The 14586-nt window shown below is 57.0% G+C and carries 11 protein-coding genes; 6 read left to right on the forward strand and 5 right to left on the reverse strand.

Annotated elements, in window-relative coordinates; all coding sequences use genetic code 11:
* Positions 1–23: 23 nt before the first annotated feature.
* The 5 genes from GSF27_RS12115 to glnA form a co-directional block, all read right to left on the reverse strand.
* Complete coding sequence (locus GSF27_RS12115; RefSeq protein ID WP_160969396.1) at positions 24–476, reverse strand: thioesterase family protein; 453 nt, start codon at positions 474–476, stop codon at positions 24–26.
* 173 nt (positions 477–649) lie between these two features.
* Entirely contained in the window at positions 650–2080 is a 1431-nt protein-coding gene (glnG, locus tag GSF27_RS12120) for a nitrogen regulation protein NR(I) (RefSeq protein ID WP_160969398.1), read from the reverse strand.
* Complete coding sequence (gene glnL, locus GSF27_RS12125) at positions 2055–3143, reverse strand: nitrogen regulation protein NR(II) (RefSeq protein ID WP_160969400.1); 1089 nt, start codon at positions 3141–3143, stop codon at positions 2055–2057. Before glnL ends, glnG begins: the two co-directional genes overlap by 26 nt.
* A gap of 272 nt (positions 3144–3415) precedes the next feature.
* Complete coding sequence (locus GSF27_RS12130; protein ID WP_160969402.1) at positions 3416–3967, reverse strand: DUF4124 domain-containing protein; 552 nt, start codon at positions 3965–3967, stop codon at positions 3416–3418.
* Between the two features lie 172 nt (positions 3968–4139).
* Complete coding sequence (gene glnA, locus GSF27_RS12135) at positions 4140–5546, reverse strand: glutamate--ammonia ligase (protein ID WP_160969404.1); 1407 nt, start codon at positions 5544–5546, stop codon at positions 4140–4142.
* Positions 5547–5968: 422 nt separating this feature from the next.
* Here glnA and thiI point away from each other — a divergent pair, with 422 nt between their 5' ends.
* The 6 genes from thiI (at position 5969) to typA (ending at position 14525) form a co-directional block, all read left to right on the forward strand.
* Complete coding sequence (thiI, locus tag GSF27_RS12140; RefSeq protein ID WP_160969406.1) at positions 5969–7423, forward strand: tRNA uracil 4-sulfurtransferase ThiI; 1455 nt, start codon at positions 5969–5971, stop codon at positions 7421–7423.
* Between the two features lie 101 nt (positions 7424–7524).
* A complete protein-coding gene (locus GSF27_RS12145) occupies positions 7525–9897 on the forward strand; it encodes a bifunctional diguanylate cyclase/phosphodiesterase (RefSeq protein WP_160969408.1) in 2373 nt (790 codons plus the stop codon).
* A gap of 533 nt (positions 9898–10430) precedes the next feature.
* The gene (locus GSF27_RS12150) at positions 10431–11204 is read left to right on the forward strand and encodes a TIGR04255 family protein (protein ID WP_237457539.1); all 774 of its coding nucleotides are present in this window, start codon (positions 10431–10433) and stop codon (positions 11202–11204) included.
* On the forward strand, positions 11170–11751 hold the full coding sequence (locus GSF27_RS12155; protein ID WP_160969412.1) for a hypothetical protein: 582 nt from the start codon (positions 11170–11172) through the stop codon (positions 11749–11751). Before GSF27_RS12150 ends, GSF27_RS12155 begins: the two co-directional genes overlap by 35 nt.
* Before the next feature lie 11 nt (positions 11752–11762).
* Positions 11763–12458, forward strand: coding sequence for a hypothetical protein (locus GSF27_RS12160; protein WP_160969414.1), 696 nt, complete (start codon positions 11763–11765; stop codon positions 12456–12458).
* Between the two features lie 231 nt (positions 12459–12689).
* A complete protein-coding gene (gene typA, locus GSF27_RS12165) occupies positions 12690–14525 on the forward strand; it encodes a translational GTPase TypA (protein WP_160969416.1) in 1836 nt (611 codons plus the stop codon).
* Positions 14526–14586 lie beyond the last annotated feature (61 nt).

A 14586-nucleotide genomic window follows, 5' to 3' on the forward strand; every position in this document is an offset into this window, starting at 1 on the left:
ATCTGCCAGCGCCTGCAGGTGGCTCAGTTGCCAGCGTCTGCAGGTGGCTCAGCGCCCGCCTGTTGCTGCAGCAGCTGGTAATGGTGCGGTGGCAGGTCGCAGCGTCCCATACTGGAGTAGTCGTAAAACACCACCCGGGCATCGCCTTCGGCGGCGATGCGGTTCAGGCGTTCGCTGACCACGGTGTAGCGGTGGGTGAACTGGTCCTTCTGCAGGTCAGCCACCTGCACGCCAATCCAGATGTTGTCGGGATAGGTCAGGGGCGCCTTAAAGCGGCAGCGGATCTCGGCAATGATGGCGCTCTGGTTATGGGTCTCCAGCAGGTCCATCAGGCCAATCTGCTCGAAGTGTCCCATGCGGGCGTGCTCAAAGTAGCGAAAGTACTGGGTGTTGTTGACGTGCTGGAAGGCATCCATGTCGCCCCAGTGAATCTTCAGGGGATAGACGAAACAGCAGTCCTGCAGCAGGGGGTGCATAGTGCGTGTCCTGTGAATTGGTGTGCAGGCCAGTGTAGCGGATTGTGGTGTCAGGTGTCGGCGCGGGGGTGGGGCAGAGTGGACAAGTGATGTGGCTGTCAGAGCGGCTGTCGTTGCGGCTGTCGTTGCGGTAATGACGACACCGGGGCACAGGGCCCCGGTGGTGGAGTGACTCAGTCGTCGGAGTCGTCGTTCATGCCCAGCTCTTTCAGCTTGCGGGTGAGGGTATTGCGTCCCCAGCCCAGCAGGTTGGCGGCATCCCGCTTGCGGCCGGCGGTGTGCTTGAGCGCGGTCTCGATAAGGGCACGCTCAAAGGTGGGCACCGCCTCGGAGAGGATGTCGTTCTGGCCGCGGGCCAGTGCCTGGTCCGCCCAGTGGCGCAGGGCCTTTTCCCAGTCGCCGCTGGGACTTTCGGTGCCCTTGCTGGTCATCAGCTCCGGCGGCAGGTCTTCCAGGTGCACCTCGCGACCGGAGGCCATCACGGTGATCCAGCGACAGGTGTTCTCCAGCTGGCGCACGTTGCCGGGCCAGTCCAGGTTACAGAGGTAGTTTTCGGTATCCGGCAGCAGCACCTTGGGCTCTACCTCCAGCTCCTTGGCAGCCTTGTGGAAGAAGTGCTGGGAGAGCTTGGGGATGTCCTCGCGGCGATCCGACAGCTTGGGAATGTGGATGCGGATGACGTTGAGGCGGTGGAAAAGGTCTTCACGGAAACGGTTGTCCTCTACCAGGCTCTCCAGGTTCTGGTGGGTAGCGGCGATGATGCGTACATCCACTTTCACCGGGGTATGGCCACCTACCCGGTAGAACTCGCCATCGGCCAGTACCCGCAGCAGCCGGGTCTGGGTCTCGGCCGGCATATCACCGATTTCATCGAGAAACAGGGTGCCGCCATTGGCCTGTTCGAAGCGCCCCTGGCGCTGGCCACCGGCACCGGTGAAGGCGCCTTTCTCGTGACCGAACAGTTCCGACTCGATCAGGTCGCGGGGGATGGCGGCCATGTTGAGGGCGATAAAGGTGTTGTTGCGACGCGGGCTGTGACGGTGCAGGGCGCGGGCTACCAACTCCTTGCCGGTACCGGATTCGCCGTTGATCAGTACGGTGATGTTGGATTGGGAGAGGCGACCGATGGCGCGGAACACCTCCTGCATGGCCGGCGCCTCACCGATGATCTCGGCGGGCAACTCGGGCGGTTGTTCGGCGCTGGGTTCCATCAGCTGCTCGTTGGCGTGGGCCAGTGCGCGCTTGATGACGGCCACCGCTTCATCCACGTCAAAGGGCTTGGGGAGATACTCAAAAGCACCGCCCTGATAGGCCGACACGGCGCTGTCCAGGTCGGAGTGGGCGGTCATGATAATGATCGGCAGGTTAGGCATATCCTCGCTGAGGATTTTCAGCAGCGAGAGACCGTCGGTGCCCGGCATGCGGATGTCGGTGATCACCGCATCGGGGCGCTCGGATTTGAGTGCATTCAGGGCCCGGTCACCACTCTCAAACGCCGTGCAGACAATTCCTTCCTGCTGTAACGCGCGCTCCAGAACCCAGCGGATCGAGCGGTCATCATCAATAATCCATACGTGATTAGGCGGGGTGCGACTCGGTAACATGGTGTTGTTCCAGTGGTAGGTAGATGGAAAAAGTGGTTTGACCCGGGTGGCTCTCGCACTCGATCAGGCCGTGGTGCTGGTTGATCAGGTTCTGCGAGATCGCCAGTCCCAGGCCGGTGCCTTCAGCGCGGCCGGTGATCATGGGGTAAAAAATATCCGCCAGCAGGTGCTTGGGGATGCCCGGCCCGTTGTCTTCTATGTCGATACGACATACCAGGTTGTGAAACTGGCCGCCGATGGTGAACTGGCGCTGGATGCGGGTGCGCAGGGTAATGCTGGCCTGGGTGTTGAGGTCAGATTCCTGCAATGCCTGCATGGCGTTGCGGGCAATGTTCAGCAGCGCCTGAATCAGCAGCTCCTTGTCGCCGGCTACATCGGGAATACTGGGGTCGTAGTCGCGGCGGATGCGGAGATCCGAACCGCACTCCACCTTGATGACGGCCGCCACCCGCTCCAGCACCTCGTGGACATTGACCGAGGCAAACTTGGGCACCTGCCGTGGGCCGAGCATACGGTCCACCAGGTTGCGCAGCCGGTCCACCTCTTCAATGATGATCTGGGTGAACTCTTCCAGTTCGGCGTTGGGCAGCTCGCGGGCCAGCAGTTGTGCCGCGCCGCGGATGCCGCCCAGCGGGTTCTTGATCTCGTGGGCCAGGCTGCGCACCAGGTTGCGGGTGGTCTCCTGGGCGGCCAGTAGCGCCTCTTCGCGGCTGATACGCAGCAGCCGGTCCAGGGACGCCACTTCAATAATGGTGATGCTCTCGTCGGGCAGTGGTGTGACGGTGTAGTCCACGGTCAGCGCCTGGCCGTTGTGCAGGATCCAGCTGGCGCGACGCTTGGTGTAAGGGGTGGCTTCCACAATGGCGTTGCGCAGGGTCTGCAGTGACGGGCCGCTCTCGTGGAAGTGGTCCATCAGCTGGCTGCTGAGCACCTTGACCCGGCTGACGGCCAGCAACATTTCGGCAGCGGGATTCATGTACTGAATGAGCAGTTGGTTGTCGACAACCAGCACCGCCACATTGAGGTGGTCGAATATCGCTTTGTAGTGCAAATCTGAGGTCATTGAGTTCTGTCTTGTGTCTGCCGCTCGCCCATGCTGTAGCTGGCCGGAGCCGCTCGCCTGCCGCTACCGGGGCAGTTTGCCGCTCTCTTTTTGCTATTGGCCAAAGTAGAGCAAGAAACGAACCAATTCGGCGCATCCGCCCTTTTTCGGTGAAAATGGGCTGTTTCCGAGGAATGATGCGCAGCTTGGCAATTTTTGGTGACCCATTCTGGTGCGTATGGTTTTTCAGGGCAAGGTTTGTGGGCCAGTATGAGCCGGCCACAAAGAGCGGGCTATTTGCCCGCCTTGGGGGTGGCCTGGGGCTTGAAGATGGGGCGCTGCACAAACAGGGTGATGGGGGAGGACTCCGCCAGGGTGTTGCCTTCGGTATCGATCACGGCCACTGAAAGCTGGTTCTCACCGCGATGCAGGTACTCCAGTACCAGCAGTGTGCCGGAGGCGGGTTCGCCGAAGGGGGCGCCGTTCAGCATGGCCTGCAGCTGGTGATCCGCATGCAAGCCGGGGGATACGCTGACACTGACGCTGACCCGGCTCTGGCCCATGGGAATCTGGCTGCCGGATGCAGGGCTGACGATGGACAGGCTGTACTCCACGGCCGTGCCGTCATCCTCGGGGCTGGTGTTGATGGGAGGGGCTGCCTCGGCGGGGGACTGGCTGTTGATGGGGGGCAGGTCCAGCTCCTCTACCTTCTCGGCTCCGACCGGCTTGTCGCTGAAGGTGATCTTGCCGTCCTTGTCGACGCTCTTGTAGATCTCGGCATGGGTGCCACTGGTGGACAGGGCTGTGGTGAGGATGGCGAGGAACAGGGGAGCAGCGTATTTCATCAATTTGGGCCTCTGCATAAAGAGGTTTCAGGGTAGCGCCTTTTGCTGGGTGTCACCAGATGCCACCTTGTGTTGTTGCGCCCGCACAGGCGGACCCGATCACAAAGTGAGCGGGCACAAAAAAGGGCCGCTTGTGCGGCCCTTTTCTGCAACTGCTTGCGTAATCGGGAGATTACACAGAGTAGTACAGGTCGAACTCAACCGGGTGAGTGGTGTGCTCAACGCGGTAGACGTCTTCCATTTTCAGCTCGATGTAAGCGTCGATCATGTCGTCGGTGAATACACCGCCGGCAGTCAGGAACTCACGGTCTGCGTCCAGGTTGCTCAGGGCCTCGCGCAGGGAGCCACATACCTGTGGGATCTGGGCAGCTTCTTCAGCTGGCAGGTCGTACAGGTCTTTGTCAGCGGCATCGCCAGGGTGGATCTTGTTCTTAACACCGTCCAGGCCAGCCATCAGCAGTGCAGCGAAGCACAGGTATGGGTTGGCGATTGGGTCAGGGAAGCGAGCTTCAACACGTACGGCCTTCGGAGAAGAAACGTAAGGGATACGCAGGGAAGCGGAACGGTTACGGGCAGAGTAGGCCAGCATAACAGGGGCTTCGAAGCCTGGGATCAGACGCTTGTAAGAGTTGGTGCCCGGGTTGGTGAAGGCGTTCAGCGCTTTAGCGTGCTTGATCACACCGCCGATGTAGTACAGGGCAGTTTCGGACAGGCCAGCGTAGCCGTCGCCAGCGAACTGGTTAACGCCATCTTTCCAGAAAGACTGGTGAACGTGCATACCGGAACCGTTGTCGCCAACCATTGGCTTGGGCATAAAGGTAGCGGTTTTGCCGTAGGCGTGGGCAACGTTGTGTACGCAGTACTTGAGGATCTGTACTTCGTCAGCTTTCTTCACCAGGGTGTTGAAGGAAACACCGATTTCACACTGACCGGCGTTGGCCACTTCGTGGTGGTGTACTTCAACGTCCAGACCCATCTGCTCCATGGCGTTACACATGGCAGAACGGATGTCGTGCAGGCTGTCTACTGGTGGAACAGGGAAGTAACCGCCTTTCACGCGTGGACGGTGACCCATGTTGCCGTCAGGGTACTCGGTGCCGGTGGCCCAGGCAGCTTCTTCGGAGTTGATTTTCACGAAGGAGCCGGACATGTCCGCGCCCCAGTGAATGCTGTCGAAGATGAAGAATTCTGGCTCTGGACCGAAGAACGCGGTGTCACCCAGACCGGTGGACTTCAGGTACTCTTCAGCGCGCTTGGCAACAGAGCGTGGGTCGCGCTCGTAACCCTGCATGGTGGAAGGCTCCACGATGTCGCAGCGTACGATAACGGTAGGCTCGTCGGTGAATGGGTCCAGTACAGAGGCAGAGTCGTCTGGCATCAGGATCATGTCGGATTCGTTAATGCCTTTCCAGCCAGAGATAGAAGAGCCGTCAAACATCTGTCCGGTTTCGAAGAAGTCTTCGTCAACATAGCGGGCAGGGATGGTTACGTGTTGCTCTTTACCTTTGGTGTCGGTGAAGCGCAGGTCTACCCAACGCGCTTCGCTTTCTTTGATCAGATTCAGAGTGTTCTCTGACATGAGGGATGCCTCCAAAATGGCCTAACCTGGACGAAAAAAATTGAGTGTCTTCTACAGTTACAGTCCTCTGCGTCTGCGGCGAGCGTTGTGCTGCATAAGATCAGCTTCGCATTCTTCACGTTTTGCTTATGCGACGCAAGAGAGATTGTGTGCGATAACAGGGCAAATAATATGCCACCCTGACGACTATGCTGCAGCCCTTGATTTTACTGGGGGTGCGGTCAAATTATAACCAGACCTTTTATCTGTGTGCACCATGGAGGTGCTCAATAATTCGAGGGGTTTCCATTTTGGTGCAGCCCCTGAGGCGATTGCGGTGCAGCGGTGGATTTTCGAATACTGCTGCCAGGGAGGGTGTCTCGCGGGGTTGGTTGTTTTATAATCGCCGCCTTTTTTCCGTCCGACCCCGCTGGGCCCCCGTTATGCACTTTATTGTTAAATTCTTCCCGGAAATCACCATCAAGTCACCGCCGGTGCGCAAGCGCTTTGTCCGCCAGTTGCGGGAGAACCTGCGCGAGCTGTGCCGGTCGCTGCCGTTTGCAGTAGATGTACGGCGCGACTGGGACAAAATTGATGTGCTGGCGGAGGGTGAGGACGACGCTGTGGCAGCGCAGATCAGCGCTATTCTGGCCCATACCCCCGGGATTGCCCATTTCGCCAGGGTGCAGACCTTTCCCCTGGGCAGTCTGGAGGATATTTTCCAGCAGACCCGCTCTGTCTGGGGTGAGGCGCTGGCCGGCAAAACCTTCTGTGTGCGGGTAAAGCGCCAGGGGCAGCACGATTTCACCTCCATTGAGGTGGAGCGCTATGTGGGTGGTGGTCTCAACCAATTCACCGAGGCGGCGGGTGTGCGCCTGGTGGATCCGGATATTACCGTCAAACTGGAGATCAAGAACGACAGTGTGCATGTGATCGAGTCGCAAACGCCGGGCCTGGGTGGGTTCCCGTTGGGTACCCAGGAGCCGGTGCTGTCGCTGATTTCCGGCGGTTTCGATTCCACCGTGGCCAGCTACCTGACCATCAAGCGCGGTATTCGTACCCACTTCTGCTTCTTTAATCTGGGCGGTCGCGCCCACGAGGTGGGTGTGAAAGAGGTGGCCTACTATCTGTGGAAGAAGTTCGGTGCCTCCCACCGTGTCATGTTTGTCGCCGTACCCTTTGAGGGGGTGGTGGAGGAGATCCTGCAGAAGGTGGATAACTCCCAGATGGGGGTGGTGCTCAAGCGCATGATGTTGCGCGCCGCTACCGATATCGCCAAACAGATGGAGATTCCGGCCCTTGTGACCGGTGAGGCCGTGGCCCAGGTTTCCAGCCAGACCCTGACCAACCTGACCGTGATCGACAGTGTCACCAATACGCTGGTGCTGCGTCCCCTGATTACCATGGACAAGGGCGATATTATTAATATCTCCCGCCAGATCGGTACCGAAGAGTTTGCTGCGGCCATGCCCGAATACTGTGGCGTGATCTCCCGCAAGCCCACCACCCGGGCGAAGGAGGAGCGGGTGGCGGCCGAGGAGCTAAACTTTGACATGGCGGTGTTGCAGGCGGCTATCGACAGCCGTCGCACCCTGCCCATCGATGACGTGGTGCGTGACCTGCAGCAGGCGGATGAGGTGCGGCTGGTGTCGCAGCTGCAGCCCGGGCAGGTGGTGATCGATGTGCGTCACCCGGACGAGGAGGAGCTGCGTCCATTGCAGGCAGACGGTGCCACGGTTCTCAAAATTCCCTTTTACCGCCTCAGTTCAGCCTTTGCCGGGCTCGACGCCGGGGTGGAGTACCTGCTCTACTGTGAAAAAGGGGTCATGAGTCAGCTGCACGCTGCCAACCTGAGTGAAGCAGGTTATGGCAATGTTGCGGTCTATCGTCCCGGCTGACAGATTCGGGGCAGTTGCCGCTCTCAGGGTGAGGGTGTTGCAAGGCGGTAGCCGGATTTTGGGAGGGCGTTGAGTTCTCCCGTAATCGAATAGGGATGTACATGGGTATCAGGTCCAGGATGGTGGCTGCGTTCGGCGCGTTGTTGCTGGCCAGCCTGCTGTTGTTCGGTGTCGGGAGTTACCGGCTGCTGCTGCTCAAAGGCGGTGCGCAGCAGGTGGAGTACCAGCAGCGGGCGGTTGCGGCGGTGCAGGCCGGGGTGGTCGCGGAATTGTCGCGTCTGCAGCTTGAGGTGCGGGAACTGGCCGGCGCTGTGGCCGGGCGCCTTGCGGATTCGCGACAGGCGGATGCGCGGGTACTGGCTGCCCTGGCGGACTTTCAGGGCGTGCATCCCGAAGTCATGAGCGTGGTTTGGGTTGCTGCCGGTGATCGTCCCTGGCTGCATTTTCCCGTGTCCCGGGCTCTTGATCGACGGGCGCTGACCGGCTCCATCGAGGGCCACCAGGTGGATGCGGGTCCGATCCTGTTGGCCGGTGAGCATCCCCTGTTGCGCTTTCTTGTCCCGGTGCCTCATTCCGGTATGCCCGCGGCTGCCTCCCATGTGGTGGTGGATACCGATTTTTCCCGTCTTCAGTCCCTGCTTCGCAGTCAGGATGCGCCCAGCTACCAGATGTTTATTGCCGGTCAGGATGGTGCGCTGCTGACCAGCTCGGGTGAGCCGTTGTTCGCGGTATTGCCGGCCGATGCCTTGCCGGGTGGTGCTTCCGCTACAGGCGGCGTGGGCCTGGAGGTGGATGGTCACCAGTATGACTTGTCCCTGCAGCCCCTGGCTGCAGGCTTGTGGCTGGGGGTATTGACCGACAAGGCGCTGCTGCGGCAACAGGTGATGAGCGCCGTACAGCAGCTGCTGGTGCTGGCGGCGGTTATTCTGGCGTTGTTCGGTGCGCTGCTGCTTTTCCTCATCTACCATCGCCTGCAGTGGCTGCTGGACCGGCTGCTGAGCTACTGCCGGGAGGTATTGCGGGGCAGTCGTTCGGCACAGTTGCAGCTCGATGACACGGGCGGGGTGGGGAAGTTGGCGCTGGCCGTGGGAGAAATGGGGATGCGGCTGCAGGGGGCCGACCAGCACGCAGCGCGCCTGGCTTACTATGACCAGCTCACCGACCTGCCCAACCGCTCGTCACTGAAAGAATCCCTGACCCGCCTGCTGGAGGTGATGGGGCGCAGCGGGCAGAAGCTGGCGGTACTGTTTGTGGATCTGGATGATTTCAAAAAGGTGAATGATCGCCTCGGGCACGATGCCGGCGACGAGCTGCTGGTGCAGGTGTCGCAGCGCCTCAAGCAGGCGCTGCGCAAGGGCGACCTGTTGGGCGGTAATCTTTCTGAAGAGGCTGAAGCGCACCTGCTCAGTCGCCGCGGCGGCGATGAGTTTAACGCTGTGCTGCCCGCTATTAAGGGCCCCCGTGATGCCGCCATGGTGGCGGAGCGGCTGATTACCGATATCAGTGTGCCGCTGATGATCGCCGGCAGCCAGGTCAGTGTCGGCGCCAGCGTCGGCATTGCCCTGTTTCCCGATGACGGCGCTGATGCCGAGACTCTGCTGCGCCACGCCGATATGGCCATGTACCAGGCCAAGGCCCAGGGCAAGAACAAATACTACCTGTTTACCGAGTCCATCAATGCCGAGGTGCGCCGGCGGCTGGAGATGGAGCAGGCAGTGGCGATTGGACTGCAGCGCAACGAGTTTGAGCTCTATTACCAGCCCAAGCTCAACCTGCGCACCATGGAAGTAACCGGCTTCGAAGCCCTGATGCGCTGGATAACACCGGACCGGGGAGTGGTTTCCCCGGCGGAGTTCGTACCCCTGACCGAGGCCTCGCAACTGATTCACGACCTGGGCAACTGGGTGATCGCCGAGGCCATGCACCAGATGGCCCAGTGGGACGACATCCTGCCCCCCGGGTTGCGGGTGGCGATCAACATTTCACCGCGCCAGATTGTGGAAGATAACTTTGCCGGCCAGTTTATCTCGCTGGCGGAGCAGTTCGGGGTGTCGCCGGCGCGGCTGGAGGTGGAGTTGACAGAGACCAGTGTGCTCACCGATGAGGCGCTGGTGCACGAGCACCTGCAAACCCTGCGTGCCGCCGGGGTGAAGGTGAGCCTGGATGATTTTGGCACCGGCTACTCCTCCCTTACCTTCCTGCGCAACCTGCCCATAGATGCGGTGAAGATTGACCGCAGCTTCGTCAGCCGCCTCAACCAGGAGGGGGGCTCCCAGGAGATTGTGATTTCGGTGCTGGAGCTGTGCCACAAGCTGCGGCTGGAGACCATTGCCGAGGGTGTGGAAAACGCCGATCAGATGGTGACCCTGCTCAACAATGGCTGCACCGAGGCCCAGGGCTACCTGTTTGCGCCGGCACTGCCGGCCGATGATGTGCTCGCCTATCTCAGTGAGCGGGTGCTGCCCGGGGGGTGATCCGGTGCCCGCCAGTGTGGGTGGTGGTGACAAATTTCCCGGTTGCTCATTTATTCGTCACTGTATCGCGGGTATAATGCCGCACCTTTTTTCCCCTTGGCCATTACCCTCACCCCGAGTCCGGCCTGCTGTAGAGATACCCCTTGTGATTGAAAAACTCCGTAATATCGCAATTATTGCCCACGTGGGTGATCGGCTGTGTTTTTGGGGGTATCAGAGTGTCTCATTATGCAATGATAACTGATTGAAATATAATCAATTTTTATTGTTTTGGTGTCTTAAGCTGTTTCGGTGTATCTCATCCTGAATCAGGCGAAATGTGTACATATCCATGTACATAAAATCGGGTTTTCAATGCAGTTTGATTTTATGTACACATGCCAGCCCTCTATTCAGAACGCATTTGTTTGTTAAGGCTTTGGATTAACCATTAGAGGGGCGGATTTAATGAAAATTGCACAGCTGTTGAATCGTATGTAATTTATATACAATTAAGAGCATTTCTCTCCAATTATTGTAGCCTTTTGATCACTATGCCTTTTCCAAAGTGCGAGCGTGTAATTTACGGTAAAAACCCTCTGGTTGAGGTGACTTGCCAGATCAATTTCAAACCCACCGGTGACCCTATTCGGGCTGATCAGGCGTTAAAAATTCACTCCTTAATTAGTAGTGATTTTCCACAGTTCAATATTGCGAAAAAAGTTGTTGTAGAAATTCAGGCTCCCAATAATCAGGTTGTTTCAACTGAAGAGCCTACTTACGAGTTCAGCACGTTGGATGGCCATACAAAGGTTGTACTTCTGCAAGGCTCGGTTGCAATTGTTACTTCTCAATATAAGAATTGGGAAATCTTTAGCTCAAGCCTTTCTACTTTTCTTGATAAAGGTTTTTTCTCCGTGCTTTCAATGGGGGCGGTAGAAAGAATTGGACTTCGTTACAAAGATGTTATTCAGAGAACAGATTTGGGGTTGGAAGATAGGCCCTGGAGTGAATTGTTAAATCCTTATATTTCGAGCATATATGAAGATGGAAATGTCATCGCAAACAATGTGGTTGGAGCTCAAACCACATTAAATATTAAGCTCGGCGAGTCTGAAGGTATGCTGACCATGATTCATGGTTTAGTTAAGAATAATGCGACTCAAGAGCAGTGTTTTTTAATTGATGGCGATTTCTTTTACGAGGGAGCGGTTGAGTATGGTGCAGTCAACGGATTTTTGGACAAGTTCCATGACAGCGCGAGAAACATGTTCAGATGGTGCATTTCAGACGTTGTTCACCGATCCCTACAGCCCGCAGAAGTTTGATCGTAGACTCGAGCGTGTCGTTCCTGTTCATGCCGTTCAAAAACAGGTCGAGTTACCAGTTTCTGAAACAAGAGATTGGCTTGTAATAAAGGCCGAGAGTTTATTAGAAGCCGAAACTGTTGCGGCTGGCGTTGTTGTGTTGACCTATGATTGGGCTGATGCGCACGACAGTATGCATAAAAGAACCAGTACAGGTTCCCTTCTTTTAGACTTTGTGCCTGGTAGAGTTGCTAGGGCAGATAATAGGCACGCTTGGTTAGAAAAATTTTACTTGGATGCGGCTAGAGCTACCAAAGCTGCTGATATTTATCCATTAGTTTCGGGTGTCAAAGGTTTGTTCTCTAAAAAGGCGTATAAAGACGTCGATGATATTTTGCTGTCTGCGCCCTTGGGTAAGTTTAGTGTTTTGTCGCTTTTGACGCTTGTCAGAACTACATACCCAGCAAAATCAAAACTTGGAAATTGGTCTGCTTGTTTAGAGCGGGTAAGGGCTCTTCTCAAAGAAAAAGGCGAAGATCCTGCTAAGTTGCTGAGAGGGTTGGATTAAGTAGTTCTAAGATGCAGCTGAAAACATCTCCGGCAGAACCATTCGAAAATGTGAATGTAGTAGGCTTGGCGCTAAAGTCGGATCCAGAAAATCCACGGCAAACGCATTTGGCAATACTCTATAAGTTTCATGAAGAGCCAAAGCTAATGCATCTTGCCTGGAATAGAGATTTTAGGGCGAGACAAAACCCGTCAGACAGTTACCTTTGGTTGGATTTGGGTGAATATTTCTCGGACTATGATCGAGAGATAATCTGCGCTCACGTCCAAAATGTCGCAGACGCTAATGATCCGACAGATATCGGATATGGGTTTGATTGCTCAGGTTCATATTTCGATCCGGAGACTGGTAAATTTAATTCGAGCTTCTCCGCGGTTGGCTTAACTTGTGCCACATTTGTAATTGAGGTTTTTGCGTCCTGTGGATACAAGTTGGTTGACTTAAATAGTTGGCCAATGAAAAACAAAGAAGCGATAAAGTGGCAGAGAAAAATGCTCGATATGTTGGTTACGTTGCCAGATGTGACACAAGAATTTATCGAGCGGCAGACCAGAAATGTAGGCAATCGAAGGTACCTTCCAGAGCAGGTTGCTGCTTCGTCCCAAGGGGAGATCCCCGTACCTAGGGGCCGTCTTCTGCTACTGTCAAAGGAAATGAGGGACCAGGTGGTTCGCCACTGTAAATCCAAAAGTACTTCCCATCCTTAATTAACCAAATGGGCACTGGGCACATTTGTGTCAGGTATTTCATCCTCAACGAAATACTTTGGAGGGCTCCTGTTCTCCCGTCTCGCGTGCAAATTGTTTAATTTTTGTCTCATTCAGTAAATAAGGTTGTGCTAGAATGCGCGCCTTTGATTTCACGCACCTTGGCCATAATCCGAGGGGTACCGTTCAAAATGTGTACAGAATTGTGTACATATTTCAGAGACTTTATAGATGTCTAGTTCAGAAAACTCCTTAAATATCAATAAGTTAAGGAATATCGCGATCATTGCCCACGTTGACCATGGTAAAACTACCCTGGTAGACAAGCTTCTCAGCCAGTCCGGAACCCTGGACCGCAAGGATCAGGGTGCCGAGCGCATCATGGACTCCAACGACCAGGAGAAGGAGCGCGGCATTACCATCCTGGCCAAGAACACCGCCATCCGCTGGAACGACTACCGCATCAACATCGTCGACACCCCCGGCCACGCCGACTTCGGTGGCGAAGTGGAGCGTGTACTCTCCATGGTGGATTCCGTGCTGCTGCTGGTGGATGCGCAGGATGGCCCCATGCCACAGACCCGTTTTGTGACCTCCAAGGCGTTTGAGAAAGGCCTCAAGCCCATCGTGGTGATCAACAAGATCGACCGCCCCGGTGCCCGTCCTGACTGGGTGATGGACCAGGTGTTTGACCTGTTCGACAACCTGGGTGCCACCGAAGAGCAGCTGGACTTCCCGGTGATCTACGCCTCCGCCCTCAACGGTATTGCCGGTGATGACCCCGACAACATGGCGGAAGACATGACCCCGCTGTACCAGATGATCGTCGACCGCGTACCGGCGCCGGAAGTTGACCCGGAAGGGCCTTTCCAGATGCAGGTATCGGCCCTGGACTACGACAGCTACGTGGGCGTTATCGGTGTTGGCCGCATTACCCGCGGCAAGCTCAAGCCTGGCCAGCAGGTGGTGGTGAAGTCCGCCAACGGTGACCAGCGCAAGGGCAAGGTGCTGAACGTTAAAGGTTACATGGGCCTGGATCGCGTCGATACCGACCTGGCCACCGCCGGTGACATCGTCTGTATCAATGGTATTGATGGCCTCAGCATCTCCGACACCCTGTGTGACCCGGACAATGTGGAAGCCCTGCCGCCGCTGACTGTGGATGAGCCTACCGTGAGCATGACCTTCATGGTGAACGACTCGCCGTTTGCCGGTCTGGAAGGCAAGTTCGTGACCTCCCGTAACATCAAGGAGCGTCTCGAGCAGGAGCTGATCCACAACGTGGCGCTGCGCGTGAAGCAGGGCGATACTGCCGACAAGTTCATTGTCTCCGGTCGCGGTGAGCTGCACTTGTCCGTGTTGATTGAAACCATGCGTCGCGAAGGCTTCGAGATGAGCATCTCGCGTCCGGAAGTGGTGCAGAAAGTGGTTGATGGTGAAATCCACGAGCCATTTGAGCAGGTGGTGATCGACATTGAGGAGCAGCACCAGGGCCCGATCATGGAAGAGATGGGTCTGCGCAAGGCCGAACTCACCAATATGGAAGTCGATGGCAAGGGGCGTGTCCGTTTGCAGTTCCTGGCACCTTCCCGCGGTCTGATCGGATTCCGCGGTCAGTTCCTGACCCTGACCTCCGGTTCCGGCATCATGACCAGCATTTTTGACCACTACGGTCCGGTCAAGCCGGGCGAAGTGGTGAGCCGCCAGAATGGCGTGCTGGTGAGCATGGTAAAAGGCAAGACGCTGGCGTACGGCCTGTATAACCTGCAGGACCGCGGTCGCCTGTTCCTGGGGCATGCGGTTGAGGTGTACGAGGGCCAGATCATCGGTATTCACTCGCGCTCCAACGATCTGGTGGTCAACCCGACCAAGGGTAAGCAGCTCACCAACGTGCGCGCCTCGGGTACGGATGAGGCCCTGACCCTGGTGCCGCCGATTAAGCACACCCTGGAGCAGGCGCTGGAGTTCATCGAAGACGACGAGCTGGTGGAAGTTACTCCCCAGAGCATCCGTCTGCGCAAAAAGCTGCTGACTGAAAACGAGCGCAAGCGCGCCAAGAACAAGTAAGTCCTGCCTCTGCCGTACACGTCCACCGACCGCTGGTGGGCGTGTACCGGTCGCCGGCAAC

Source organism: Pseudomaricurvus sp. HS19 (assembly GCF_009857815.1).
Taxonomy (GTDB): domain Bacteria; phylum Pseudomonadota; class Gammaproteobacteria; order Pseudomonadales; family Cellvibrionaceae; genus Pseudomaricurvus.

Excerpts from the sequence above, each read along its gene's own strand:
- GSF27_RS12115 (WP_160969396.1), bottom strand. The coding sequence starts at position 476 with ATGCACCCCCTGCTGCAGGACTGCTGTTTCGTCTATCCCCTGAAGATT.
- glnG (WP_160969398.1), bottom strand. The coding sequence starts at position 2,080 with ATGTTACCGAGTCGCACCCCGCCTAATCACGTATGGATTATTGATGAT.
- glnL (WP_160969400.1), bottom strand. The coding sequence starts at position 3,143 with ATGACCTCAGATTTGCACTACAAAGCGATATTCGACCACCTCAATGTG.
- GSF27_RS12130 (WP_160969402.1), bottom strand. The coding sequence starts at position 3,967 with ATGAAATACGCTGCTCCCCTGTTCCTCGCCATCCTCACCACAGCCCTG.
- glnA (WP_160969404.1), bottom strand. The coding sequence starts at position 5,546 with ATGTCAGAGAACACTCTGAATCTGATCAAAGAAAGCGAAGCGCGTTGG.
- thiI (WP_160969406.1), top strand. The coding sequence starts at position 5,969 with ATGCACTTTATTGTTAAATTCTTCCCGGAAATCACCATCAAGTCACCG.
- GSF27_RS12145 (WP_160969408.1), top strand. The coding sequence starts at position 7,525 with ATGGGTATCAGGTCCAGGATGGTGGCTGCGTTCGGCGCGTTGTTGCTG.
- GSF27_RS12150 (WP_237457539.1), top strand. The coding sequence starts at position 10,431 with ATGCCTTTTCCAAAGTGCGAGCGTGTAATTTACGGTAAAAACCCTCTG.
- GSF27_RS12160 (WP_160969414.1), top strand. The coding sequence starts at position 11,763 with ATGCAGCTGAAAACATCTCCGGCAGAACCATTCGAAAATGTGAATGTA.
- typA (WP_160969416.1), top strand. The coding sequence starts at position 12,690 with ATGTCTAGTTCAGAAAACTCCTTAAATATCAATAAGTTAAGGAATATC.